Annotated in this window: 24 protein-coding genes; 17 read left to right on the plus strand and 7 right to left on the minus strand. The window is 70.2% G+C overall.

The window, feature by feature from the left end; genetic code table 11:
• Positions 1 to 8 precede the first annotated feature (8 nt).
• The gene (locus tag ACZ6DL_RS02840) at positions 9 to 452 is read right to left on the minus strand and encodes a nucleoside deaminase (protein WP_466049534.1); all 444 of its coding nucleotides are present in this window, start codon (positions 450 to 452) and stop codon (positions 9 to 11) included.
• 339 nt (positions 453 to 791) lie between these two features.
• Here ACZ6DL_RS02840 and cobA point away from each other — a divergent pair, with 339 nt between their 5' ends.
• Positions 792 to 2,066, plus strand: coding sequence for a uroporphyrinogen-III C-methyltransferase (cobA, locus tag ACZ6DL_RS02845; protein ID WP_466048608.1), 1,275 nt, complete (start codon positions 792 to 794; stop codon positions 2,064 to 2,066).
• Positions 2,067 to 2,322: 256 nt separating this feature from the next.
• Entirely contained in the window at positions 2,323 to 3,783 is a 1,461-nt protein-coding gene (locus ACZ6DL_RS02850) for an MFS transporter (protein ID WP_396979356.1), read from the plus strand.
• Between the two features lie 7 nt (positions 3,784 to 3,790).
• Here ACZ6DL_RS02850 and ACZ6DL_RS02855 read toward each other — a convergent pair whose 3' ends face one another.
• From ACZ6DL_RS02855 to yaaA, 3 genes are all read right to left on the minus strand, one after another.
• A complete protein-coding gene (locus ACZ6DL_RS02855; protein WP_466048609.1) occupies positions 3,791 to 4,204 on the minus strand; it encodes a PPOX class F420-dependent oxidoreductase in 414 nt (137 codons plus the stop codon).
• A gap of 73 nt (positions 4,205 to 4,277) precedes the next feature.
• On the minus strand, positions 4,278 to 5,768 hold the full coding sequence (locus ACZ6DL_RS02860; RefSeq protein WP_466048611.1) for a CoA-acylating methylmalonate-semialdehyde dehydrogenase: 1,491 nt from the start codon (positions 5,766 to 5,768) through the stop codon (positions 4,278 to 4,280).
• A 291-nt stretch (positions 5,769 to 6,059) separates the two neighbouring features.
• Positions 6,060 to 6,803 carry a peroxide stress protein YaaA gene (yaaA, locus tag ACZ6DL_RS02865; protein WP_466049535.1) on the minus strand — a complete coding sequence of 248 codons (744 nt, stop codon included), beginning with the start codon at positions 6,801 to 6,803 and terminating at the stop codon, positions 6,060 to 6,062.
• Positions 6,804 to 6,861: 58 nt separating this feature from the next.
• Between yaaA and ACZ6DL_RS02870 the strand changes: the two genes are divergently transcribed.
• A complete protein-coding gene (locus ACZ6DL_RS02870) occupies positions 6,862 to 8,619 on the plus strand; it encodes a proline--tRNA ligase (protein ID WP_466048612.1) in 1,758 nt (585 codons plus the stop codon).
• A 192-nt stretch (positions 8,620 to 8,811) separates the two neighbouring features.
• Positions 8,812 to 10,563, plus strand: a complete 1,752-nt coding sequence (locus tag ACZ6DL_RS02875) for an acyl-CoA dehydrogenase family protein (protein ID WP_466048614.1) — start codon at positions 8,812 to 8,814, stop codon at positions 10,561 to 10,563.
• A gap of 77 nt (positions 10,564 to 10,640) precedes the next feature.
• On the opposite strand, the gene ACZ6DL_RS02880 is transcribed toward ACZ6DL_RS02875, so the two are convergent.
• Together ACZ6DL_RS02880 and ACZ6DL_RS02885 are read right to left on the minus strand one after the other, a co-directional pair.
• Positions 10,641 to 11,075, minus strand: a complete 435-nt coding sequence (locus ACZ6DL_RS02880; protein WP_357033937.1) for a ferritin-like domain-containing protein — start codon at positions 11,073 to 11,075, stop codon at positions 10,641 to 10,643.
• Positions 11,072 to 11,668: a hypothetical protein gene (locus tag ACZ6DL_RS02885; protein ID WP_466048615.1), complete on the minus strand. Its 597-nt coding sequence runs from the start codon at positions 11,666 to 11,668 to the stop codon at positions 11,072 to 11,074. Before ACZ6DL_RS02885 ends, ACZ6DL_RS02880 begins: the two co-directional genes overlap by 4 nt.
• Before the next feature lie 161 nt (positions 11,669 to 11,829).
• Between ACZ6DL_RS02885 and rimP the strand changes: the two genes are divergently transcribed.
• The 11 genes from rimP (at position 11,830) to truB (ending at position 23,299) form a co-directional block, all read left to right on the plus strand.
• Positions 11,830 to 12,495 (plus strand): ribosome maturation factor RimP, encoded by a 666-nt coding sequence (rimP, locus tag ACZ6DL_RS02890; RefSeq protein WP_466048617.1) that lies wholly within the window; start codon positions 11,830 to 11,832, stop codon positions 12,493 to 12,495.
• Positions 12,492 to 13,520 (plus strand): transcription termination factor NusA, encoded by a 1,029-nt coding sequence (gene nusA / locus ACZ6DL_RS02895; RefSeq protein ID WP_040868142.1) that lies wholly within the window; start codon positions 12,492 to 12,494, stop codon positions 13,518 to 13,520. The genes rimP and nusA overlap by 4 nt, the downstream gene beginning before the upstream one ends.
• 122 nt (positions 13,521 to 13,642) lie before the next feature.
• Positions 13,643 to 13,975, plus strand: coding sequence for a YlxR family protein (locus ACZ6DL_RS02900; RefSeq protein WP_357116122.1), 333 nt, complete (start codon positions 13,643 to 13,645; stop codon positions 13,973 to 13,975).
• Positions 13,976 to 14,083: 108 nt separating this feature from the next.
• Entirely contained in the window at positions 14,084 to 17,110 is a 3,027-nt protein-coding gene (gene infB / locus ACZ6DL_RS02905) for a translation initiation factor IF-2 (protein ID WP_466048620.1), read from the plus strand.
• A gap of 74 nt (positions 17,111 to 17,184) precedes the next feature.
• Positions 17,185 to 17,475, plus strand: a complete 291-nt coding sequence (locus ACZ6DL_RS02910; RefSeq protein ID WP_040868135.1) for a DUF503 domain-containing protein — start codon at positions 17,185 to 17,187, stop codon at positions 17,473 to 17,475.
• Between the two features lie 98 nt (positions 17,476 to 17,573).
• On the plus strand, positions 17,574 to 18,017 hold the full coding sequence (rbfA, locus tag ACZ6DL_RS02915) for a 30S ribosome-binding factor RbfA (RefSeq protein WP_393228580.1): 444 nt from the start codon (positions 17,574 to 17,576) through the stop codon (positions 18,015 to 18,017).
• Positions 18,018 to 18,030: 13 nt separating this feature from the next.
• A complete protein-coding gene (locus ACZ6DL_RS02920; RefSeq protein WP_466048622.1) occupies positions 18,031 to 19,032 on the plus strand; it encodes a DHH family phosphoesterase in 1,002 nt (333 codons plus the stop codon).
• 330 nt (positions 19,033 to 19,362) lie between these two features.
• Entirely contained in the window at positions 19,363 to 20,655 is a 1,293-nt protein-coding gene (locus ACZ6DL_RS02925) for an MATE family efflux transporter (protein ID WP_466049537.1), read from the plus strand.
• Between the two features lie 58 nt (positions 20,656 to 20,713).
• Positions 20,714 to 21,673, plus strand: a complete 960-nt coding sequence (locus tag ACZ6DL_RS02930; protein ID WP_157114307.1) for a metallophosphoesterase family protein — start codon at positions 20,714 to 20,716, stop codon at positions 21,671 to 21,673.
• 58 nt (positions 21,674 to 21,731) lie between these two features.
• Complete coding sequence (gene npt, locus ACZ6DL_RS02935; RefSeq protein WP_466048624.1) at positions 21,732 to 22,400, plus strand: 4'-phosphopantetheinyl transferase Npt; 669 nt, start codon at positions 21,732 to 21,734, stop codon at positions 22,398 to 22,400.
• The gene (truB, locus tag ACZ6DL_RS02940) at positions 22,400 to 23,299 is read left to right on the plus strand and encodes a tRNA pseudouridine(55) synthase TruB (RefSeq protein WP_466048626.1); all 900 of its coding nucleotides are present in this window, start codon (positions 22,400 to 22,402) and stop codon (positions 23,297 to 23,299) included. Before npt ends, truB begins: the two co-directional genes overlap by 1 nt.
• A gap of 115 nt (positions 23,300 to 23,414) precedes the next feature.
• Here the strand turns inward: truB and ACZ6DL_RS02945 are convergent, their stop codons facing one another.
• Positions 23,415 to 24,023, minus strand: coding sequence for a TetR/AcrR family transcriptional regulator (locus tag ACZ6DL_RS02945; protein ID WP_466048627.1), 609 nt, complete (start codon positions 24,021 to 24,023; stop codon positions 23,415 to 23,417).
• Positions 24,024 to 24,164: 141 nt separating this feature from the next.
• Between ACZ6DL_RS02945 and ACZ6DL_RS02950 the strand changes: the two genes are divergently transcribed.
• Both ACZ6DL_RS02950 and ACZ6DL_RS02955 read left to right on the plus strand, forming a co-directional pair.
• On the plus strand, positions 24,165 to 24,575 hold the full coding sequence (locus ACZ6DL_RS02950) for a DUF4345 domain-containing protein (protein WP_466048628.1): 411 nt from the start codon (positions 24,165 to 24,167) through the stop codon (positions 24,573 to 24,575).
• A 267-nt stretch (positions 24,576 to 24,842) separates the two neighbouring features.
• Complete coding sequence (locus tag ACZ6DL_RS02955) at positions 24,843 to 25,265, plus strand: EF-hand domain-containing protein (RefSeq protein WP_466048630.1); 423 nt, start codon at positions 24,843 to 24,845, stop codon at positions 25,263 to 25,265.
• Positions 25,266 to 25,328 lie beyond the last annotated feature (63 nt).

The raw sequence follows: 25,328 nt of genomic DNA on the forward strand, positions 1-25,328 counted from the left end.
GGCACAGTTCATGCCTCGAGATCGTCGGCGACTCCGATGTCCTCGTGCCACAGCGCGGGATGCTCGGCGATGAACCGGGTCATCAGATCGATGCAGCGCCGGTCTTCCAGGACGGTGACGGCGACGCCGTGCCCGGCCAGCCACTCGTGCCCGCCGGAGAAGGTCCGCGATTCCCCGACCACCACCGAACCGATGCCGAACTGCCGGATCAGGCCGCTGCAATACCAGCACGGCGACAGCGTGGTGACCATGACGGTGTCGCGATAGTCGCGCCGCCGCCCCGCCGCGCGGAAGGCGTCGGTCTCGGCGTGCACGCTGGGGTCGCCGGACTGCACCCGGCGGTTGTGCCCGCGCCCGAGTAGCGTGCCGTCCGCGTCGAAGAGGGCGGCGCCGATGGGGATCCCCCCTTCGGCGAGCCCGCACAGCGCCTCGTCATAGGCCACGTCGAGCAGTCGTGCCGGTGTCAGCCGTTTCATCGGTCCGCCTTTCCGAACGAGACGCCTGCACGGCAACCTACCGTCGCCGACTCTCGAAACGCTTGTTACCACTGGTCACAGTAGGTGTGGCCGTCACTCGGGATGACTTCGGCGTCTATCCCGCGACCGCCACCGTCCGGCCGTGCGACGCCGGGACAACCGACGCGGGCCGGTGTCGAGGGCTCGGCCGGCGTAGCCCTGAGCGCGGGTAACACAGGCCCGTGGCGAGCGTCGCGCCTGCTCGCCGGAATGTGGGCGGGCGGGCGTGCCGGGCGATTGCCGGTGCCGGAGGGCCACGCCGTAGGCTCGAAACTTGTGCCGAACACGTCAGACGCAACGCAAGACCAGCCCACCGGCGACCCGAACTACCTGGTCGGGCTCGATCTGCACGGACGGCGTGTCGTCGTGGTCGGCGGTGGGTCGGTGGCGCAGCGCAGACTGGGACTGCTGATCGCCTCCGGCGCGGACGTCCACGTGGTGAGTCGCGCGGTGACCCCTGCGGTCGAGGGAATGGCCACCTCCGGGCAGATCACCGTCACGCTGCGTGAATACGCCGACGGCGACCTCGACGGCGCCTGGTACGCGATCGCCTGCACCGACGAACCCGAGACCAACGCGGCGGTGGTCGACGAGGCGACCCGGCGGCGGATCTTCTGCGTCCGCGCCGACACCGCACGGCTGGGCACCGCGGTCACCCCCGCCACCGCACGCTACGACGGCCTGACCCTCGGCGTGCTGGCGAGCGGGCAGCACCGCCGGTCGGCGGCCGTGCGCAACGCGTTGCTGGAGGCCCTGCAATCCGGTGTGGTGAGTGACGACTCGACCCCGATCGCGCCCGGTGTCGCTCTGGTGGGCGGGGGGCCCGGCGATCCCGACCTGATCACCGTGCGCGGGCGGCGGTTGCTGGCCAGGGCGGATCTGGTCGTCGCCGACCGGCTCGCGCCGCCGGAACTGCTCGCCGAACTCGGACCCGAGGTCGAGGTGGTCGACGCCGCCAAGATCCCGTACGGACGGGCGATGGCGCAGGAAGCGATCAACAACGCGCTGATCGAAGGCGCGAAAGCGGGCAAGTTCGTGGTGCGGCTCAAGGGCGGCGATCCGTACGTGTTCGGGCGCGGCTACGAAGAGGTGGAGGCCTGTGTGGCCGCCGGGGTTCCGGTCACGGTGGTGCCGGGTGTCACCAGTCCCATTTCGGTGCCCGCCGCCGCGGGCATCCCGGTCACCCATCGCGGTGTCACCCACGAGTTCGTCGTGGTGAGCGGGCACGTCGCGCCGGATCACCCGGATTCGCTGGTGGACTGGCCCGCGCTGGCGCGGCTGCGCGGCACCTTGGTGCTGATGATGGCGGTGGAGCGGATCGAGCAGTTCGCCACCGCGCTGCTGGAGGGCGGGCGACCGGCGGGCACACCCGCCACCGTCATCCAGGAGGGCACGCTGCGCACCCAGCGCGTGCTGCGCGCCGATCTCGGCACGGTGGCCGCCCGGGTGCGCGCCGAAGGCATCCGCCCACCCGCGATCGTGGTGATCGGCCCGACCGCCGGATTCTCCGCCGACTCGATCGTCCCGCACGCCGACTCCGCGACCGGATGACCCTCGTGGCCACCGCGGCGATTCGAACCGACTCGCGCGGTGATAGCGGCGGCCCGGTCGACCAGGACGGCCGCTCGTCCTGAGTGGCGATGGCCCATCACCTCGAGCCGATACCGCCGGTGGTGCGCGACGACGCCCACCGGCAGGATCGGCGGGGCCGGTGCTCGTCGCGGGTCCGGCCGGATCGGTGGGCGGGCGAAGCGTGGCCCGGCATCAATTACAGTGACTCACTGTGCTTCGGAACCCCGCTGCGACGATGCAGTATCCAGTGACGCAGCGGGCCTTCGGGCTCGCGATCCTAGTCCTGAGCGGATTGCAGCTCATGGTCGTGCTCGACGGCACGGTGGTGATCTTCGCGCTGCCGCGGCTGCAAGAGGAGATGGGGTTGTCCAGCGCGGGTAGCGCGTGGACGGTGACCTCCTACGGGCTCACCTTCGCGGGTCTGATGCTGCTGGGCGGCCGGCTCGGCGACGCTTTCGGCCGCAAGCGCATGCTGGTCGTCGGTGTCGCGGTGTTCACCCTGGCCTCGCTGTTGTGCGGGCTCGCGCAGAATCAGGGCATGCTGCTCGCGGCGCGAGCCATCCAGGGTGCGGGCGCCGCGATCGCCGCGCCGACCGCTTTCGCGCTCGTGGCGACGACCTTCGCGCCGGGCAAGGCACGCAACCAGGCGATCGCGATCCTCGGCTCGATGGTCGGCATCGGCTCCGTGGGCGGGCTCGTGGTCGGCGGCGCGCTGACCCAGCTGTCCTGGCGGTGGATCTTCCTGATCAACGTCCCGATCGGCGCGCTGATCATCCTCGGCGCGGCCTACAAACTGGCCGACACCGAACACCACCGCTCCGCGCTGGACCTCCCGGGGGCGGTGCTCGGCACCATCGCCTGCGCGGCGATCGTGTTCGGCGCGACCGAGGGGCCGGAGATCGGCTGGGGACACCCGGCGATCATCGGTTCGCTGATCGCGGGCGTGGTGCTGCTGATCGTCTTCATCGCGCTGGAACGACGGGTGGACGACCCGCTGCTGCCCTGGTCGCTGTTCGACAGCCGCGACCGCGTGGCCACCTTCCTGTTGATCTTCCTCGCCGGTGGGGTGCTGGGCGCGATGACCTTCTTCGTCGCCCAGTTCATGCAGAACGTCATCGGATACGGTCCGCTCAAGGCGGGTGTGGCGGCCATTCCGTTCACCGTCGGCATCGGCGTCGGCGGCGCGGTGGCTTCCAAGGCGGCGCTGTACATCGCGCCGCGCTGGCTGCTGGCGGGCTCAGCGGTGGTGCTCGGCGTCGGCCTGCTGTTCGGTTCGACCCTCGACGGCGAGGTGATGTACTTCGCGACGCTGCTGCCCCTGCTGGTGGTGATCGGCTTCGGCGTCGGCATCGCCATGGTGCTCTCGCCGCTGTGTGTGCTGGTCGGTGTGCCGCCGGCGAATATCGGCCCGCTGGCCGCGGTCGGGCAGATGTTCATGAACCTCGCCACGCCCGTGGCCATCGGCCTGCTCACCCCGATCGCCGCCTCCCGCACGCTGTCGCTCGGCGGCCGCACCGAGAAGGTGGCCGGGATGACGCCCGCGGAGATCGCCGCGCTGGGCGACGGCTACACCCTGGTGCTGTTCGTCTGCGCCCTGATCGCGTTCGCGGCCGGACTGGTCGCCCTGACATTGCGCTTCACTCCGCAGCAATTGGCCATGGCCCAGCACGCCCAGGAAGAAGCACAGCAGGTGTGAGCCGTGCCTAGAAGCGGCCGGCCACCCGCCGGGGTGTCACGCGCACGATGACGCGCGGTCCGTCGTCGACCGAGGCCGGGTTGAAATCCGCGTACTTCTGTCCGGTGTACTTCGCCGAGAGTTCGTCGGGCAGTGTCTTGTCCGGGTCCGGGGTGATCGTCGCGGTGCCCCGGATCTCCGCGTAGACGTACGGGTTGTCCGGCGGGTTGATCAGCACGGTGATGCGCGGGTCGCGGGCGAGGTTCTTGCCCTGCTGACGGTCGGTCGTAGTGGAGAACAGCAGATCGTCGCCGTCGCGCTTCAGCCAGATCACGGTCAGGTGCGGTTGCCCGTTGGCCGCGATCGTGGCCGCGGTGGCGAACACCTTCTCTTCGTCCAGGTACTTCTTGAGGGCATCGGAAAGCTCTGCGGTGGAGGTCACGTTCTGAGCGAACAACGCGGCCCGGCGCGACATTCCCGCCGGTTTACTTCGCCGCGTACTCGGTGAACGCCGCCTATTTGTTCTGTGGGAAACCGAGATTCAGCCCGCCGTGGCTGGGATCGAGCCAGCGGGTGGTGACCGCCTTGGTGCGGGTGAAGAACCGCACGCCGTCGGCGCCGTGCGCGTGCGCGTCGCCGAACAGCGAGTTCTTCCAGCCGCCGAAGCTGTAGTACGACATGGGGACCGGGATCGGTACGTTGATGCCGACCATCCCGACCTCGACCTCGTTGTGGAAGCGGCGGGCGGCGCCGCCGTCGTTGGTGAACAGGGCGGTGCCGTTGCCGTAGGGATTGGCGTTGACCAGTGCCAGCGCGTCGTCGTAGCTGCCGACGCGCACCACCGACAGCACGGGTCCGAAGATCTCGTCGGTGTAGACGCTCATGTCGGTGGCGACATGGTCGAGAATCGTCGGCCCGAGCCAGAAGCCCTCGGCCGCGCCGTCGGCCTCGACGCCCCGGCCGTCGAGAACCACGGTGGCTCCGGCGGATTCGCCCGCGGCGATGTACCCGGCGACTCGGTCACGGTGCGCCCGGGTGACCAGCGGACCCATGTCGGCGCCCCGGGTGCCGTCGCCGGTCCGGATGGTCGCGGTCCGCTCGGCGATCTTGCCGACCAGCTCGTCGGCCGACCCGCCCACCGCGACCACCACGCTGATCGCCATGCACCGCTCGCCCGCCGAGCCGAACCCGGCGTTCACCGCGGCGTCGGCGGCCAGGTCCAGGTCCGCGTCCGGCAGCACCACCATGTGGTTCTTCGCGCCGCCGAGCGCCTGCACCCGCTTGCCCGCGGCGGTGCCGCGCTGGTAGACGTACCGGGCGATCGGCGTCGATCCGACGAAAGAGACCGCCTTGACGCCCGGGTTGTCGAGCAATTCGTCGACCGCGACCTTGTCGCCCTGCAGCACCGTGAAGACGCCCGCGGGCAGTTCGGCTTCGGCCCACAGCCGCGCCAGCCACAGCGACGGGGACGGATCCTTCTCGCTCGGTTTGAGTACCACCGTGTTGCCCGCGGCGATGGCGAGCGGGAAGAACCACATCGGCACCATCGCGGGGAAGTTGAACGGCGAGATGATCGCGACCGGGCCGAGCGGTTGGCGGACCGAGAAGATGTCGACCTTGGTCGAGGCGTTCTCGGTGTAGCCGCCCTGGAGCAGACGCGGTATGCCGCAGGCGAACTCGACGACTTCCAGGCCGCGGCTCACCTCGCCGATCGCGTCGGCGAGCACCTTGCCGTGTTCGGCGGTGATCAGCCGGGCAAGCTCCTCTCTGCGCTCGTTCAGCAGCTCACGGAAGCGGAACAGGATCTGGGTGCGCCGGGTCAGCGAGGTGTCCCGCCACGCAGGGAACGCCTTCGCGGCGGAGTCGATCGCCGCGCGGGTGTCGGCGACGCCGGCGAGCGCGACCTGCCCGGTCACCGCGCCGGTCGCCGGGTTGGTCACCGGCGCCGTCGCCTCGCTGGTGCCCGCGAAAGCTTTGCCGTCGAGCCAGTGCGCGATGGTCTGCATGTCTCCTCGATTCGCTCGGTGAGCATCGGCGGTGCCGCGTGTTCCACCGCTTACGGTCGTGACATCGGAAGAACGCCGCCTGACCACCACTGTCCGGCATACACCCTTACCGGTCTTCCAGCGATCGGTGCGGAATCGGGCACATCGAGTTGCCGATCCGTGATCCGACGGCGGGGGCGGGCCGAGCCGTACTTGTTCCGGACACCCACCACTCGCCGCCGCTACAGACGGCGGCACGGGGCGACATCGATGCCGAGCTCGCCGCGCTCACCACCGAACGGCCGGACGAAGTCAGGTGATGATCGCAAGCTCGGTGGGCGAGGCTATCTCGGCGCGCAGTCCGGCCTTGGCCGCCACTCGCGCGACGCCGCGGACGTCGGCCGGTTCGGCTCTGGTGAGCACCAGGGCGCGGGCGAGCAGGCCCTTGTGGTGCTTGTTGAAATGACTCACCACCGTGCGCGACCCGTCCGGGTGCTCGGTGAGCACGTTGGCGGTGATCGCGCCGGGCACCCGGCCCAGCTGCTGGTAGGTGCCCGAGCGCAGGTCGACGACCAGCTCGCCTGCGGCCTCGGTGTGCAGCGCGGTGGCCAGTTCGTCGCGCCAGACGGCCGAGAGGGTCGGCAGTCCGGGCAGTTTGGCGCCGCCGGAGAGCCGGTAGGCGGGGATCGGGTCGCAGGCGCGGACCGCGCCGAACAGGGCGGAGCCGATGCCGAGCCGGGCATACGCCTTGGCCCGCTGCGCCTTGGTGAACGAGCGGGCGTCGAGGGCGTCGTAAAGGACGCCGGTGTAGCGCTCCAGCGCGGGACGGGTCGGGGAGGTGCGCAGCGCGGCGTTGCGGGCGATCTCGCCGTCGGCCCCCTTACCGAGCCCCAGGACGGTCCGGGAGCGTTCGGGGTCGGCCGCCAACCGCACCACTTCCTCGATCAGCCGTGCGCGGACCGCCGTGAGCTGCGGCATCGCCAGCGAGTCGAGGGTGAGCGGCGCCCCGGCGCCGCCATCGGACTTGGTTTCGGAAGGAGGCAGCAGCACCAGCACGAACGAATACGGTAATGCGCTGGGAACGGCGTCCGGCCAGCGACTACCCTGTGCTTCCGTGATCACCCGCCTCTCCCGCCTGTTCCTGCGAACCCTCCGCGACGATCCCGCCGACGCCGAGGTGCCGAGCCACAAACTCTTGGTCCGTGCCGGCTACGTGCGCCGCGTCGCCCCGGGTGTCTACTCGTGGCTGCCGCTGGGCCTGCGCGTGCTGCGCAAGGTCGAGGACGTGGTGCGCGCGGAGATGGACGCGATCGGCGGTCAGGAGATCTCGCTACCCGCGCTGCTGCCGCGCGAACCGTACGAGACCACCAACCGGTGGACCGAGTACGGCGACGGCCTGTTCCGGCTGCGCGACCGCAAGGGCGCGGACTACCTGCTCGGCCCCACCCACGAGGAGCTCTTCGCGCTCACCGTGAAGGGCGAGTACAGCTCCTACAAGGACCTGCCGGTCACGCTGTACCAGATCCAGACCAAGTACCGCGACGAGGAGCGTCCCCGCGCGGGCATCCTGCGCGGGCGCGAGTTCGTGATGAAGGACTCCTACTCGTTCGACCTGGACGAGGACGGCCTCAAGGCCAGCTACGACGCGCACCGCCAGGCCTACCAGCGCATCTTCGACCGGCTGCGGGTCAAGTACGTCATCGTGGCCGCCACCTCGGGCGCGATGGGCGGCAGCGCGTCGGAGGAATTCCTGGCCGACAGCCCGGTCGGCGAGGACACTTACGTGCGCTGCCCGGAATCCGGCTACGCGGCCAATGTGGAGGCGGTGGTCACGCCCGCTCCCGAACCGCTGCCGATCGAAGGGCAGCCGGAGGCGGTGGTGCACGACACCCCGGACACTCCGACCATCGCGACGCTGGTGGACTGGGCCAACGGCGCCGGTATCGCCGAGCGCTACGGTCGTCCGGTCACCGCGGCCGACACCTTGAAGAACGTCATGGTCAAGCTGCGTCACCCGGACGGGAAGACCGAAATCCTCGGCATCGGCATTCCCGGTGACCGCGAGGTCGACGACAAGCGCCTCGGCGCCTCGGTCGAACCGGCCGAGGTCGAGCTGCTCACCGAAGCCGACTTCGCCGAGAATCCGTTCCTGGTCAAGGGCTATATCGGCCCGAAGGCGCTGCAGGCCAACGGCGTTCGCTATCTGGTCGATCCGCGGGTCGGCACCGGCACCAGCTGGATCACCGGCGCCGACGAACCGGGGAAGCACGTCGTCGGCTTGGTCGCGGGCCGCGACTTCACGCCCGACGGCACCATCGAGGCCGCCGAGGTCCGCGACGGCGACCCCTCGCCCGACGGCCGGGGCACGCTGGTGGCGGCCCGCGGCATCGAGATCGGCCACATCTTCCAGCTCGGCAACAAGTACACCGACGCGTTCGAGGTGGACGTGCTCGGCGAGAACGGCAAGCCGGTGCGGCTGACCATGGGCTCCTACGGTGTCGGCGTCTCCCGCATGGTGGCGGTGATCGCCGAGCAGCAGCACGACGACAAGGGGCTGCGCTGGCCCGCCGCGGTCGCGCCCTACGACGTGCACGTCGTCATCGCCAACAAGGACGACGCCGCTCGCGCGGGCGCCGAAGAGGTGGTGTCCGGCCTGCACGCTCAGGGCCTGGACGTGCTCTTCGACGACCGCCCCGCCTCGCCTGGGGTGAAGTTCAAGGACGCCGAACTGCTCGGCATGCCGCTGGTGCTGGTGATCGGCCGCGGCTGGGCCGAGGGCAAGGTCGAACTGCGCGACCGCTTCACCGGCGAGACCGAGGAACTGCCCGCCGCGTCCGCGGTGGACGCGGTGGTGGCCAAAGTCCGCGGCTGACCGGATCTCCGAACGGCCCCCGGCGCAATCCGCCGGGGGCCGTTCGCCGTTCGGACGACGGACGCTGCCGGAGGTTGCTCTGGCCTGCCGGAACCGGATAGCGGCCACCTACGCGACCGTAACCTGAATTCGCTGGTCACAGATCCATAGACCCTCTCCGGACTGCTGTTACCCGCTGGTAAGTTAACCGGCATGACAAACACCGACGCGCGGTTGTTCAACCCTGCCAGCTATGACCCGCAGCAGTTCGACGCCGAGACGCGGCGCCTGCTGCGCGCCACCATCGAGTGGTTCGAGGGCCGGGGTAAACAGCGTCTGCTCGCCGACGACGCGAACGCGGTGTGGACGGCCGACTTCCTCGACTTCGTGAAGAAGGAGAAGCTGTTCGCCACCTTCCTGACCCCGGCGGCCTACGCCGACGGCGACCCGAATCGCCGCTGGGACGCCGCCCGCAACGCGGCGCTGTCGGAGATCTTCGGCTTCTACGGTCTGGCGTACTGGTACGCCGAGCAGGTGACCATCCTCGGCCTCGGTCCGATCTGGCAGAGCGACAACGAAGCGGCCAAGAAGCGTGCCGCCGACGACCTGCTCGCCGGTGAGGTGATGGCGTTCGGTCTGTCCGAGCAGACCCACGGCGCCGACATCTACAACACCGACCTGGTGCTGACCCCGACCGAACCGGGCAGCGCGGACGCCGAGGCGGGCATCCTGTTCCGCGCCAACGGCGAGAAGTACTACATCGGCAACGGCAACGTGGCCAGCATGGTCTCGGTGTTCTCCCGCCGCGCCGATCTCGAGGGCGCCGACGCGTACGTCTGGTTCGCCGCCGACTCCCGGCACGAGAACTACCGCCTGCTCGGCAACGTCGTGCACCAGCAGATGTACGTCAGCACGTTCCGGTTGGAGAACTACCCGGTGCGCGCCGAGGACATCCTGCACACCGGGCCCGAGGCCTTCTCGGCGGCGCTCAACACCGTGAACGTGGGCAAGTTCAATCTCTGCCACGGCGGGATCGGCATGGTCGAGCACTCGTTCTACGAGGCGATCACGCACGCGGGCAATCGCATCCTCTACGGCAACCCGGTCACCGACTTCCCGCACGTGCGGGCGAACTTCGTCGACGCCTACGCGCGCATCCTCGCGATGAAGCTGTTCAGCGACCGCGCCGTCGACTACTTCCGCAGCGCGAGCCTGGAGGACCGCCGGTACCTGCTGTTCAACCCGATGACGAAGTCCAAGGTGACCTCCGAGGGTGAGACCGTCATGACGTTGCTGCTGGATGTGCTGGCCGCCAAGGGGTTCGAGAAGAACACCTATTTCGCCGAGGTGCAGCGGCTGATCAGCACGCTGCCCCGGCTGGAGGGCACGGTGCACGTGAACGTCGGGCAGATCCTGAAGTTCATGCCCAACTACCTGTTCGACCCGCAGGACTACCCGGAGATCGGAACCCGGCAGGACGCGGCCGACGACGCGTTCTTCTGGCGGCAGGGCCCGGCGCGGGGCGCGGGCAAGGTGCGCTTCGCCGACTGGACGCCGATCTACGACAAGCATGCCGACATCCCGAACGTGGGCCGGTTCTACGAGCAGGCGCAGGCGCTGCGCACGCTGCTGACCACCGCGTCGCCGGACGCCGGGCAGCAGAAGGACCTGGACTTCATGCTGACCGTCGGCCACCTGTTCTCGCTGGTGGTCTACGGCCAGCTGATCCTGGAGCAGGCTGCGATCACCGGCCTGGATCGCGACCTGATCGACCAGATCTTCGACTTCCAGGTCCGCGATTTCAACGCCTACGCCACAGCCCTGTACGGCAAGCCGTCGGCCAGCCCGGCCCAGCAGGGCTGGGCGGCGTCGGCGCTGCGGCCGCCGGTCGCCGACCGCCCGCGCTTCGACCGCGTGTGGGCCGAGGTGGCCTCCTACAACGGCGCCTACGAGATGCGGCCGTAGGCCGCGCGTCGAGCCGACGGCGGCCGGGTACCGCACCGGGCCGCCGTTCGCCGCGAGAATTCCTGCGGCGCTTCGGATCAAGCCTTGCCGGGGAACGCGATGGTGGGCGGGTCGGCGCCGAGGATCGACTGCCACGTGGCCAGCCGGACGGCGGCTTCGGTGAGCGCCTCGACACCGGCGCGCCGGATCGCCATGGACGCACCGCGTTCGACCACCGACCGCCAGGCGACGGCGGTGTCGGACTCGACCGTGACGGCCAGCCGCGCGGCCGAGATCGGATCGGTGACCGGGAACGGCGCCGTGTAGGCCGCGTCGGGCGGCGGCACCGTCGCGCCGCCCAACGCGAGGGCGTCCACGGTGGCGTCGCGCCGGGCGCGGTGCGCGGCGGTGTGCTCGGCGACCAGCCTGGCGCGCTCGGGTGAGGCGTAGGCGGCGATCACGCCGTAGGCGTACACCGCGCCGTATTCGGCGTTCAACGCGTCGGTGAGGGCCCGGCGTTCGTCTTCGGTCATCTCAGCAGCACCCCCGCCTGCACCGCGCAGGCCGCGCTGATCGAGGCGAGCAAGCCTGCCCGATAGCCGTCGAGGGCGCGGGCCAGATCGGCAGCCGATTTCCGCGACTCGGCCAGCCGCGCCCGCAACGTCTCGACGCTCGGCGGGGTATTGGGCGGCACCGCGCTGCCCGAGGCCACGGCCGACGGGCCGGATTCGCTCGCACGGGTGCGGTGCACCGGTTTGGTGCCGTCGGCGTAAACGCCGATGACGCGGTCGATTTCGGAGCGCAAGGCGTCGGCGTGCGCGGTGCGCTCGGCCGCGATCGCCGTCAACGCGGCGTGCCGGTCGGGTGCGACGGCGATGGCCGCGCTCGCCGCCGCGGCGTCGGCGCGGGCCGCGACCTCCTGTGCGGCAAGGGGATCCGGTTCGTGGACCACGTCGTCGCCGGTGCAGCCCGCCGCGGCGCCGAGGGCGAGCACGCCCACCGTCGCACCGCCCGCGAGACGGATCGCGCTGCGCCGATCCAGGGCGTCGGCGCGGGGCTCGTGCCGGTCGGAGGGCATGCCGGTAGTGCGCCCGGCACGCGGCGGGGCGGGAAGGCGGATGGGCACGGCACCATCGTGCCAGACTCACGGGGCGCCGCCGGACGAGCGGTGGTCGTGGCGTGCGTACACCTCGACCACTGGTCCTTTACACTCTCGTGGCGCGTTACGCTAGACCTTTGGTAGAGAATTTTCCCACCGCGTCACAACTGAACCAGGAGCCGCCCCACATGCCGATGCCGACCGAGGAAAGGGTGAGCCAGCTCTTAGCTGGTCTCGTCGAACGCCGAGGATTCGACCTCGAGGGCGTCGAGATCTCGACGGCGGGCACGCGCGTGGACGCGCAGGCTCGGGTGCAGGTGACCGTGGATCGCGACACCTCCGATCTGGACGCGCTCGCGAGTCTCAGCACGGAGCTGTCGGAGCTGCTGGACGACGCCGGGGAGTTCGGCGAGACGCCCTATCTGCTGGAAGTCACCACCCCCGGCATCGATCGCCCGCTGACCGCCGACCGGCACTGGCGGCGGGCGCGCGGCCGGAAGGTGCGCGTCACGCTGCGCGAAGGCGCGCAGCCGCCGGAGCGGTCGGCGACCTTCGATGCCAGGGTCGGCGCGCTCAGCGGTGACTCGGTGGCGCTGGTGCTCGGCGGCAAACGCGACCCGCACCGCGTGACGGTCCCGCTCGCCGACATCGCCACCGCCGTCGTCCAAGTCGAGTTCTCCCCGCCCGGCGCGCGGGAGCTGGAACTCGCAGGCGGAGTCGTTCCGGGACGGCCCGCTCCGGGCCAGGAAGACGCGGTGGCGGTCGACGACGCCGCGCAGCGCCCAGGAACACCGAATGCATTGTCCGAATCCGTAACAGCGTCCGATTCGCCGACCGAAGGGATCGTGGAATGAACATCGAAATCGAAGCCCTGCGCGCAATCGTCGCCGACAAGGGGATCTCGATCGAGACCGTGATCTCCGCGATCGAGTCGGCGCTGCTCACCGCGTACCGCCACACCGAGGGCCACCAGCCCAACGCGCGCATCGACATCAACCAGCGGACCGGCGTGGTCCGGGTGATGGCGCGAGAACTGGACGCCGACGGCAACGTGATCTCCGAATGGGACGACACCCCGGAGGGGTTCGGCCGGATCGCGGCGACCACCGCCAGGCAGGTGGTGCTCCAGCGGCTGCGCGACGCCGAGAACGAGAAGTCCTTCGGCGAGTTCTCCACCCACGAGGGCGACATCGTCGGCGGTGTGGTGCAGCGCGACGCGCGCGCCAACGCCCGGGGTACCGTCGTGGTGCGCATCGGCAGCGAGTTGCACGGCACGGAGGGACTGATCCCGCCCGCCGAGCAGGTGCCCGGCGAGACCTACGAGCACGGCGACCGGATCAAGTGCTACGTGGTCGGGGTCTCCCGTGGTCCGCGCGGGCCGCAGATCACGCTGTCGCGCACCCACCCGAATCTGGTGCGGCGCCTTTTCGCGCTGGAGGTGCCGGAGATCGCCGACGGCTCGGTGGAGATCGTGGCCGTCGCGCGCGAGGCGGGCCACCGCTCCAAGATCGCCGTGCGCACCACGGTTCCCGGCGTCAACGCCAAGGGCGCCTGTATCGGGCCGATGGGGCAACGCGTGCGCAACGTGATGAGCGAACTGGCCGGCGAGAAGATCGACATCATCGACTACGCCGAGGATCCGGCGACCTTCGTGGGCAACGCGCTCTCGCCGTCGAAAGTGGTTTCGGTCACAATTGTCGACGCCGAGGCCAGGGCGGCCCGCGTAGTAGTGCCCGATTTCCAGCTTTCCCTGGCGATCGGCAAGGAGGGGCAGAACGCCCGCCTGGCCGCGCGGCTGACCGGCTGGCGCATCGATATCCGCAGCGACGCCGCCCCCGACATGGGCGGATCCGTGCGAACGGAGGCGCATCGGAGTTGACCGGAGCCCCCTCGCGGAGTGCTCGGGATGACATGTTCGTAACTTCCGCGGGGGAGGGGTTCGGCGTTCCGAGCGTGGCAGCGGTAGAGTGGTCCAAGGTTCAGTCCGAGCCCTCGGCTCCAATGCCCGACCGCACCACCGAGCAGCACCCGGCGCCCCAGCGTCGAGCCGCTCCGGTGCGGACGTGTATCGGGTGCCGGAAGCGCGAACTGGCCGGCGATCTGTTGCGGATCGTGGCTCGGGACCTCGAGGCCGGCGACGGCTCTCAGGTCATCGAGATCGTTCCCGATCCGCGGCGCAGACTTCCCGGACGGGGTGCCTGGCTGCACCCCCTTTCGGCTTGTCTGCGCGCGGCAGAGCGGCGCCGAGCGATCGGCAGAGCACTACGAGTGTCCGGACATCTGGATATCTCAGCCCTGGAGCATTACCTCGAGAACAGGCACGAGCACTCATGAGCACACCGTGAAGTACCAACGATGAACGTCCATCGGAGATAACCCGAGGTCGTGCGGGCCGCCGTCCCCAGAACGGTGGAGCTGCTCGACCTCTCAGTGAGGAGAGCAGTGGCAGGCAAGGCCCGCGTGCACGAGTTGGCTAAAGAACTCGGTGTCACGAGCAAAGAACTACTCGCAACGCTCAAGGAGCAAGGCGAGTTCGTGAAGTCGGCGTCCTCGACGGTGGAAGCTCCCGTCGCGCGTCGGCTGCGTGAGTCGTTCGCGACCAAATCAGCCCCGTCGAACGGCAACAAGTCGGGTGCGCGTCCCGGCCCGTCCGGCCGTCCGGCCCCCAAGCCCGCGGGCGGTGGCCCGCGTCCCGGTCCCCGTCCGTCGACGCCCACGCCGGCGCCGACCGCCCAAGAGACCGTCGTTCCCGCCGCGCGCACCGGCGAATCCTCGGCCGTGAAGCCGGGCCCCGCCGCGCGTCCGGGGCCTGCGCCGTCGCCCAAGCCCCCCGTCCAGGAGCCGGTCGCCCCGCAGGCCGCCGCGACCTCCGGCGCGACCGCGAGTTCCGCGCCCGCCCCGGCCGGTCCGAGGCCGACACCGGGTGGCCCGCGTCCCGGGCAGCAGCAGCAGCGTCCCGGCGCCCCCTCCCAGGGCGGTCAGCGCCAGGGTGGCGCCGCGTCCGGCCCGCGTCCGGGGCCCAAGACCCCGCGCGTCGGTAACAACCCCTATTCGTCGGCTCCCGAGCGTCCCGCGCCGCGTCCGGCCCCCGGTCAGGGTGGCCCGCGTCCGGGTCCGGCTCAGGGCGGCCCGCGTCCGGGTCCGGCTCAGGGCGGCCCGCGTCCGGGTCCGGCTCAGGGCGGTCCCCGTCCGGGTCCGGCTCAGGGCGGTCCCCGTCCGGCCCCCGGTCAGGGTGGTCCGCGTCCCGGTGGTCCGCGGCCGAGCCCCGGCTCGATGCCGCCCCGCCCGAATCCCGGTGCGATGCCGTCGCGTGCGGCGCGTCCGGGTGGCGCCGGAGGCCCCGGCGCCGGTCGTCCCGGGCGCCCCGGTGGCGCCGGTGCGGGTCGTCCCGGCGGTGGCGGTGGCGGCGGCTACCGCGGTGGTGGCGGCGGTGCCCCTGGTGCGGGTGCCGGTGCGCCCGGTGCCGGTGGCGGCGCGGCCGGTGGTTTCCGTGGTCGTCCCGGTGGTGGCGGCGGTGGCGGTCGTCCGGGTGGTCCCGGTGGCCGCGGTGGCGCGGCAGGCGCGTTCGGCCGTCCCGGTGGCGCTCCCCGTCGTGGCCGCAAGTCGAAGCGGCAGAAGCGGCAAGAGTACGACTCGATGCAGGCGCCTGCCGTCGGCGGCGTGCGGCTGCCGCGCGGCAACGGCGAGATCATCCGGCTCGCCCGCGGCGCGTCGCTGTCGGACTTCGCGGAGAAGATCGACGCGAACCCGGCCGCGCTGGTCCAGGCCCTGTTCAACCTCGGTGAGATGGTCACCGCGACCCAGTCGGTGAACGACGAGACCCTCGAGCTGCTCGGCAGCGAGATGAACTACGTCGTCCACGTGGTCAGCCCCGAGGACGAGGACCGTGAGCTGCTGGAATCGTTCGACCTCACCTACGGCGAGGACGAGGGCGGCGAGGAAGACCTCGAACAGCGTCCGCCGGTGGTGACCGTCATGGGTCACGTCGACCACGGTAAGACCCGACTGCTGGACACCATCCGCAAGGCGAACGTCCGCGAGGGCGAGGCCGGTGGCATCACCCAGCACATCGGCGCCTACCAGGTGCTCACCCACCTGGGCGACGAGGACCGGCTCATCACCTTCATCGACACCCCCGGTCACGAGGCGTTCACCGCCATGCGTGCCCGCGGTGCGAAGGCCACCGACATCGCGATCCTGGTGGTCGCCGCCGACGACGGCGTCATGCCGCAGACGGTGGAGGCGATCAACCACGCGCAGGCGGCCGACGTGCCGATCGTGGTGGCGGTCAACAAGATCGACAAGGAAGGCGCGAACCCGCAGAAGGTTCGTCAGCAGCTCACCGAGTACGGCCTTGTCGCCGAGGAATACGGCGGCGAGACCATGTTCGTCGACATCTCCGCCAGGCAGAACATCAACATCGATGCGCTGCTCGAGGCGGTCCTGCTGACCGCGGACGCGGCGCTGGACCTGCGGGCAAACCCGGACATGGACGCGCAGGGTGTGGCCATCGAGGCGCACCTCGACCGCGGTCGGGGCCCGGTGGCGACCGTGCTGATCCAGCGCGGCACCCTGCGGGTCGGCGACTCGATCGTGGCGGGAGACGCCTACGGCCGCGTGCGCCGGATGGTCGACGAGCACGGCGACGACGTCGAGGCGGCACTGCCGTCGCGGCCCGTCCAGGTGGTCGGCTTCACGTCGGTGCCCGGCGCCGGTGACAACCTGCTCGTGGTCGATGAGGACCGGATCGCCCGGCAGATCGCCGACCGGCGCAATGCGCGCAAGCGCAACGCGCTGGCCGCACGCAGCCGCAAGCGGATCAGCCTGGAAGATCTGGATGCCGCGCTGAAGGAGACCAGTGAGCTGAACCTGATCCTCAAGGGCGACAACTCGGGTACGGTCGAGGCCCTCGAGGAGGCGCTGCTCCAGATCCAGGTGGGCGACGAGGTGCGTCTGCGGGTGATCGACCGCGGCGTCGGTGGCGTCACCGAGACCAACGTCAACCTGGCTTCGGCGTCGAACGCGATCATCATCGGATTCAACGTCCGCGCCGAGGGCAAGGCCACCGAACTGGCCAACCGCGAGGGTGTCGACATCCGGTACTACTCGGTGATCTACCAGGCCATCGACGAGATCGAGAAGGCCCTCAAGGGCATGCTCAAGCCGATCTACGAAGAGGTCGAGCTGGGCCGGGCCGAGATCAGGGCGATCTTCCGTTCGTCGAAGATCGGCAACATCGCCGGTTGCATGGTCACGTCGGGTTCGGTCAAGCGCAACGCCAAGGCGCGCTTGCTCCGCGACAACGTGGTGATCGCCGAGACGACGACGATCTCGTCACTGCGCCGGGAGAAGGACGACGTCACCGAGGTCCGCGAGGGCTTCGAATGCGGTATGACGGTCACCTACTCCGATATCAAGGAAGGCGACATCATCGAGGCCTACGAGCTGCGCGAGAAGCCGCGCGACTGATAGACCGAGACGAATCCGGACGCCGCGCGACGTGCGCGGCGTCCGGCCGGTCTTCCTGACAGTGGAGGGTGTGGGTGTACCTGGGTGCACTGGAGTTCGACCTGCTGCTCGGCGATGTGCATTCACTGAAACAGAAGCGCTCCGTGATCCGGCCGATTCTGGCCGAATTGCAGCGCTTCGGTGTGAGTGCCGCCGAAGGTGGGGAACACGATCTATACCGTCGCTCCCTACTGGGCGTGGCCATGGTCAGCGCAGGCATGGATCACCTGACCGAGGTGCTGGACAAATGTGAACGGCACGTCGCGTCCCGTCCGGAGTTACAGTTGCTGGCGGTGCGCCGCCGGATCTTCGGGCCCGAAGACTGACCGGCGCAGCGACGGCGCGGAGGACGGAGCTCCGGTGGCGACACCGGTCCGCGCTCCGACCGCCATCGAACAGAGTTGATAGTGAGGAGGAAACGGCCATGGTGGACCAAGCCAGGGCACGCCGACTCGCCAAGCGGATCTCCTCGATCGTCGCGACCGCGATCGAATACGAGGTGAAGGACCCGCGGCTGCGTTTCGTGACCATCACCGATGCCAAGGTCACCGGCGATCTCCGGGAGGCGACGGTGTACTACACCGTGATGGGCGAAACCCTCGACGCCGAGCCCGATTACGAAGGTGCGGCGATCGGCCTGGAGAAGGCCAAGGGCGTCCTGCGCTCCAAGGTGGGCGCGGGAACGGGGGTCAAGTTCACCCCGACGCTGGCATTCGTACTGGACACCGTGCCCGACGCGGCACGGCAGATGGAGGAACTGCTCGCCAGGGCGCGGGCCGCGGACGACGAGGTCGCCAAGGTGGCCGCCACGGCCAGGCCCGCGGGTGACGCCGACCCCTACAAGGTCGAACGCGACGCCGACGAGTGACATGCGGTAGTCGATGACGACGATGCGGGAAACGGCCGATCTGGATGTGGCCGTGGCGGCGTTGGACGCCGCGCGCTCGGTGACCATCGTCTGCCATGTGCAGCCCGATGCGGACACCGTAGGAAGTGGTCTCGCGCTGGCGCTGGTGCTGCACCGGCGCGGGATCCCGGTGCAGGTGTCTTTCGCCGAACCGGCGGAGTTACCCGTGTCGATGCGGTCCCTGCCCGGCGTGCGGCATCTGGTGGCGCCCGCCGAGGTGCGTGCCGAGGTGGACCTGCTGATCGCCGTCGACTGCGGCAGCGCGACCCGGTTGGGCGCGCTCGCCGACCGATTGCCCGGCGCCGCAACGACAATGGTGATCGATCACCATCGCTCGAACACCTCCTTCGGCGCGATCAACGTGGTCGATCCCGGCGCCGAGTCCACCACGAGCCTCGTCGCGCGGGTGCTCGACGCGTGGGGCGTGCCGATCGACGCGGATGTCGCGCATTGCCTCTATGCCGGTCTGGTCACCGACACCGGCTCGTTCCGGTGGGTGCGGCCGGGTACCCACGAACTAGCGGAACGGCTGCTGGCCACCGGAATCGACGGCGCGGACATCGCTCGCACCTTGATGGACACCCACCCGTTCGGGTGGCTGCCCATGTTGTCGCGGGTGCTGGGCACGGCGCAGCTCGTTCCGGAGGTCCGCGGCGGTGTGGGGCTGGTGTACGCGTTCGTGCGTCGCGACGACATCGACGACGTGCGGTCGGAGGAAGTCGAGAGCGTGATCGACATCGTGCGCACGACCGCCGAAGCCGGAATCGCCGCGGTATTCAAGCAATCCCGCGTCGTGCCGGACCGGTGGACGGTGTCGCTGCGCTCGCGCGACAGCGGATCGTTCGCGGGCGACGGGGTGGACGTCGCGGAGGTGGCGACAGCGCTGGGCGGCGGCGGCCACCGTTTCGCCGCCGGATACACCGCGTACGGCACGCCCGGCGATCTGGTCCGTGCGCTGCTGGCCGCCCTCGGATGAGGCGTGGCCGTCGGTAGTGGCGCCGCGCCGGGGCGCCCGCGCGGTGGCCGTGACGTCGTCGGGGCGTCGACCTGGACGGGGCGGCAGCATCACCATCGCCGACCCCGCCTGGCCCGTCCGGAAGCGCGGGTCGGGCGAGGCCTGCCGCACGCTGCCGTGGTTGTCGGCGGGGCGTGCGAAGGTGGAGTGCGAGTGGAACGACGGTGGTCCGGGGAGGTGTTCGTGAACGCGCAGGGTTGCCGCGACGCGGAGATCGGTGACCAGGCTTCGCTCGCGGGTGGGACGGAGCCTGCGCGCGCGGACCGTGCCGCCGCTGCCGGACCCAAGCGCATTCTCGGCATCGCCTTGCCCACCCTCGGCGTGCTGGTGGCCGAACCGATCTACCTGCTGTTCGATCTGGCCGTGGTCGGCAGGCTCGGGGCGCTCGCGCTGGCCGGTCTTGCCGTCGGCGGGCTGATTCTGGCGCAGACGAGTTCGCAGCTGACCTTCCTGTCCTACGGCACCACCGCGCGCTCGGCGCGTCGCCACGGCGCGGGCGATCACCGGGGAGCCGTCGCCGAAGGTGTGCAGGCCAGCTGGATCGCGGGCGCCGTCGGCGTCGCGATCCTCGTTCTGGTCCAGGCGTTCGCCGTACCGGTGACCAGCGCCATCGCGGGTGGTGGGGAGATCGCGGAAGAAGCGCTGGGCTGGGTGCGGATCGCCCTGTTCGGCGTGCCGCTGATCCTGCTGTCCATGGCCGGGAACGGGTGGATGCGTGGGGTCCAGGAGACGCGCAGGCCGTTGGTCTTCGTGGTCGCCGGACTCGCGGTGTCGGGCGTGCTCTGCCCCGCGCTGGCGCACGGACTGCTCGGCGCGCCGCACCTGGGCCTGCCCGGCTCGGCCGTGGCGAATGTGGCGGGGCAGATCGTCACCGCCGTCCTATTCCTCGACGCGCTGATCCGCGAACGGGTTCCGCTCGCCCCGCACTGGTCGGTCATGCGGGCCCAACTCGTGCTCGGGCGCGACCTCATCGCCCGCAGCTTCGCCTTCCAGGCGTGCTTCGTCTCTGCGGCGGCGGTCGCCGCCCGTTTCGGCGCCGCGTCGGTAGCGGCCCACCAGTTGGTGCTGCAACTGTGGAACTTTTTGGCGCTGGCCCTGGACGCGCTGGCCATCGCCGCGCAGACGCTCACCGGCGCCGCTCTCGGCGCGGGTGACGCCACCGGCGCCCGCGCGATCGCGCGGCGCGTGACCCGCTGGTCGGAGATCTTCAGCCTCGGGCTCGCCGCCTGCTTCGCGGCGGGAGCGGTGGCGATTCCGGCGCTGTTCACCGAAGACGCCGAAGTGCTCGAGCGCGCCCACGTGGTGTGGTGGTTCTTCGTCGCGCTCATTCCGGTGGCGGGCATCGTCTTCGCCCTCGACGGCGTGCTGCTCGGTGCGGGCGACGCGGCGTATCTGCGTACCACCACGCTCGGTGCGGCGATGCTCGGTTTCCTGCCCGCCATCTGGATGTCGCTGGCCTTCGACTGGGGCGTCGCCGGAATCTGGTCCGGTCTCGGGGCGTTCATGCTGTTGCGGCTGATCGCCGTCGCGTGGCGGGCGCTGTCGGGCCGGTGGGCCTCGGTCGGCGCCGAGATGCCGAGGTGACCGACACCCGGCTCGGCCGGTGCGCGCGAATCCCGACGGATGTGCCAAGGTAGGTGTGGTGATACCCAAGTTGATGGCGGTGAGCGACATTCATGTCGGGCACCAGGGGAATCGGCCGGTCGTCGAGCAGATCAAGGCGGACTCGCCGGAGGACTGGCTGATCGTGGCCGGCGACGTGGGGGAGAAGACCGAGGACATCCGGTGGGCGCTGGAGCTGCTGCGCCGCCGGTTCGCCAAGGTGATCTGGGTGCCGGGCAATCACGAGCTGTGGACGACGGCCAAGGACCCGGTGCAAATGTCCGGGGTGGCACGCTACGACTACTTGGTGTCGATGTGCCGTGACCTGGACGTCCTCACGCCGGAGGACCCCTTTCCGGTATGGCGGGGCGCGGGCGCCGAGGAGCACGGCGGCGCGGTCACGCTGGCGCCGATGTTCCTGCTGTACGACTACTCGTTCCTGCCGGAGGGAGCCACCACCAAGGCGGAAGGTCTGGCGATCGCCCGCGAGCGCAACGTGGTGGCGACCGACGAATTCCTGCTCTCGCCGGAGCCGTATCTGACCAGGGACGCGTGGTGCCACGCCCGGGTGCAAGTGACCAAGCGCAAGCTCGACGCGCTCGCCCCCGATACCCCGGTCGTCCTGATCAACCACTTCCCCCTGGTCCGGCAGCCGACCGACGTGCTGTTCTACCCCGAGTTCGCGCTGTGGTGCGGCACCGAGCTGACCGCGGACTGGCACACCCGCTACAACGTGGTCTGCTCGGTCTACGGCCACCTGCACATCCCGCGCACCTCGCACTACGACGGCGTCCGGTTCGAGGAGGTCTCGCTGGGCTACCCGCGCGAATGGCAGCGCCGCGGCCTGCCCGAGCGGTTGCTGCGCCAGATCCTGCCGACCCCGCAGTACCCGCCGGGCACGCTGAACAAGTGGGGCGGGCACTTCCAGGTGACTCCCGAGATGGAAGCCGCCGCCGCGGAGATGCGCAGCAAAGCGCAGCAGCGGCGCGGACTGGCATAGTCGCGCGGCACATGGCGCTGCGATCCCGTCCGGTGGGGCTCGACTACGCTCGTCGGTGATGATCGAGAACATTCTGCCCACGGGTGTGGCCTCGGCCGAACTGCTGGCGTACCCGGAGGATCTGCGGCCGCATCCGGCGGAGGAGCATCTCATCGCCAAGTCGGTAGAGAAGCGGCGCCGTGACTTCATCGGCGCGCGGCACTGCGCCCGGCTGGCGCTCACGCAGCTCGGCGAGCCGCCGGTCGCCATCGGCAAAGGCGAGCGCGGCGCTCCGGTCTTTCCGCGCGGGATCGTCGGCAGCCTGACCCACTGTGACGGCTACCAGGCCGCCGCGCTGGGCCACAAGCTGCGGTTCCGTTCCATCGGCATCGACGCCGAGCCGCACGCCACGTTGCCGGACGGTGTGCTGGACTCGGTCAGTCTGCCCGAGGAGCGGGAATGGCTGAAGACCACCGACTCCGAGCTGCATTTGGACCGGTTGCTGTTCTGCGCCAAAGAGGCCACCTACAAGGCGTGGTTCCCCCTGACGGTGCGCTGGCTGGGCTTCGAGGACGCGCACATCACCTTCGAAATCGAGGACAGCTCCGCCGATTCCGGGCGCGGCAGTTTCCGCACCGAATTGCTGGTGCCGGGGCAGACCACCGACGGTGGGCCGCCGCTGCACTCGTTCGACGGCCGTTGGCTGATCACCGACGGGTACATCCTGACCGCGATCGCGCACGTCTGATGGACGGACTCGGCGGGCTGCTCGTCATCGACAAGGCCGGTGGCTGGACCAGCCACGACGTCGTCGCGAGATGCCGGAAGCTGCTGCGCACCAAGAAGATCGGTCACGCAGGCACCCTCGACCCGATGGCGACCGGTGTGCTCGTGCTCGGTGTGGAGCGCGCGACCAAACTACTCGGCCTGCTCACCCTGACGACCAAGGCCTACACCGCGACCATCCGGCTCGGGCAGGCGACCAGCACCGACGACGCCGAGGGTGAGGTGCTCACGACCACCTCGTCCGTTCACCTCACCGACGACGACATCGCCGCGCGCACGGCCGAACTCACCGGGCACATCCACCAGGTGCCTGCCACCGTGAGCGCGATCAAGGTGAACGGTGAGCGCGCCTATGCCCGTCACCGCGCGGGCGAAGACGTGCAGCTGGCCGCCCGCCCGGTCACGGTATCGCGGTTCGACGTGCTCGCCCGGCGCGATATCGGCGATTTCGCCGACCTGGACGTGGTGGTCGAATGCTCTTCGGGCACCTATGTGCGAGCGCTGGCCCGTGATCTCGGCGCAACCCTTGGCGTCGGCGGCCATCTGACCGCGTTGCGCCGAACCAGGGTCGGGCCGTTCACCCTCGAGCACGCCCGCACCCTGGACGAGCTGGCCGCCGCCGCGGAATCGGGCGCGCCGCCGCTGAGCCTCGACATGGACGCCGCGGTCCGGACCGCCTTCCCGCACCGGGACATCGACGATGCGCAAGCCGACGACCTGCGCAACGGCCGCTGGCTCGCCCCGGCCGGGCTTTCCGGCGTCTACGCCGCCATCGACCCGGCAGGCCGCGCCATCGCCCTGCTGCGGGAGTCCGGAAATCGCGCGTCCTCGGTGATGGTCGTCCGCCCGGCCAACCTCTGATCCACCGGCGCGCTCGGCCAGGGCGTGGAAGCGCGACCCCGCCGCAGCAGGGGCGATCATGGAGGTGGTCGCCATCAAGTGACTCGAGTGGGGCGACCTGATGTCGACTCGGCCTTCACCGATGTTCCGGGCGTGCCGCGCCGTCGATCTCGATGACCGGCCGCAAGGCGCCGAGGATGGCGCCCAGTGAGGTCTCGCGCATCTGGGCGCGGCTCAGCGAGCCGTTTTCCAGCCAGTCGACGGTCAGCACCCGGACGAAGGTCAGCCAGCTCAGCAGGATCGCCGAGACGGTCGCGCGCAACCGTCCATCCAAGTGCAGCGCGTCGAGCACGCGTTCGCGCAATTCTCCGAGTTCGCCCGCGATGATCGCCTGGATCGCCGGATCGGCGGCCAGCACGCGATTGGCGGCGAGCACGCTGTTGGCGTTGGCCTCGAAGTAGTCGAAGTGCGCGTCCAGGGCCGCGGCGAGCTGATCGATCAGCGGGGCCTCGGCGTCGAACGTGGTCGCGACCAGTAGCTGATCGGCGGCGAGCTGGTAGACGGCGGCGAACAAATCGCGCTTGCTCGGGAAGTGGCGGTAGAGCAGGGCGCGGGACACTCCGGCCGCGGCCGCTACGTCCTCCATGAGCACGGCGTCGTAGGGCCTTCGGGCGAACAGCCTCGCGCCCGCGTCGAGGAGTACCAGGCGGCGCTCATCGGGGGAAAGGCGGCGGCGAGAAGTCACCCGCCGAGCTTAGTTGACGCCTGTCTACCAGGCGGCGTACGGTCTTGGTAGACAGACGTCTACCAAGCGGCCGGCTCGGTCTCGTGGCGGAAACGCGATGTGCGCCTGCCGGATTCGTCGCAGAGATCAGGGGAGGGATGCATGTCCACTGCGTTGAGATGGCTTTCCGTGACGATGGGCGTCGCGTGTGTGGCTATCGGTTTCCTGCACATCGCGCTCGGTATCGACGCGGTGCCCGATATGGATTCCTCCGGCGTCACCGCCGACAGTCAGAGCCGGTTCTTCGGCGCGATCTTCGTGGGATACGGCCTCGCGTATATCTGGGCGGTGCGGCAGTCGCCGATTCCGGCCGGTGCGGTGCGCCTGCTGGCCGGAATCTTCCTGCTCGGTGCGTTGGCGCGCGTCGTGTCGATCGCTGTGCACGGCTGGCCGCACTGGTTCCAGATCGTGCTGACCGTCGTGGAATTCGTGCTTCCGCCGATCTTCTTCTGGCTCGCCGACGCCGACGAGCAGCGGCTCGGGCCGGGCCCGCGGGTCGCCGCGGTCGGTTGAGCCTTGCGGCCCGGCATGATCGCCTGTTCCTGATGCGCTGTGGCCGCGACCGCGCCGTTCCGGCCGGCCGGTCGGTCGGCAAGCGGCGTGCCGGGCCCGGCGCCCACCGCGCCGGCGTCGGCGGTGGAAGGGCGGGCCGTTATCGCGGCGTGCACGCACTCCGGCTCGGTTGCCGTTCGAGCATCCCACCCCCTCAGGAGAATCCGTACAGTGTGGGGTGGTCGCCTGCGGTGGCCCCGATAGGTAGTGGCGGCGAAGGTAGCGGGCATGAGTGATGGACCGGTGGACACGTTCGGGTTGTGGGATCGCGACGGTGACGGGCTCGTTTCGGTGCACGACATCACGGCGGGTATCCGGGCGCTCGGTCTGGAGGTCGACGACGCGGCGGTGGAACGGCTGGTCGCGGCCGCCGACACCGACGGCGACTTCCTGGTCTCGCGAGCCGAATTCGACGCCGCGCTGGCGGGCGGGCGCATCGAGGTGACCGACGCCGACGCCGCGTTCAAGGTCTTCGACGTCAACGGTGACGGCCGCATCTCCGTCGAGGAACTCGAATCGCTCATCCGTCACTGCGGCGCGGGACGGATCGATGAACCGGCGGACGCCTTGCTGGCCGCTGCCGACACCGACGGCGACGGCTATCTCTCGCCGCCGGAATTCCGTGCGCTGCTGGAGTTTCTCTCCCGATAGCGGCGCGGGAGCCGGAGCCGCGTGGGCCGCGCAGCCGGACGTAGCCCGTCGAACTGGTCCGCG

It is taken from the genome of Nocardia sp. NPDC041819 (genome assembly GCF_055590505.1).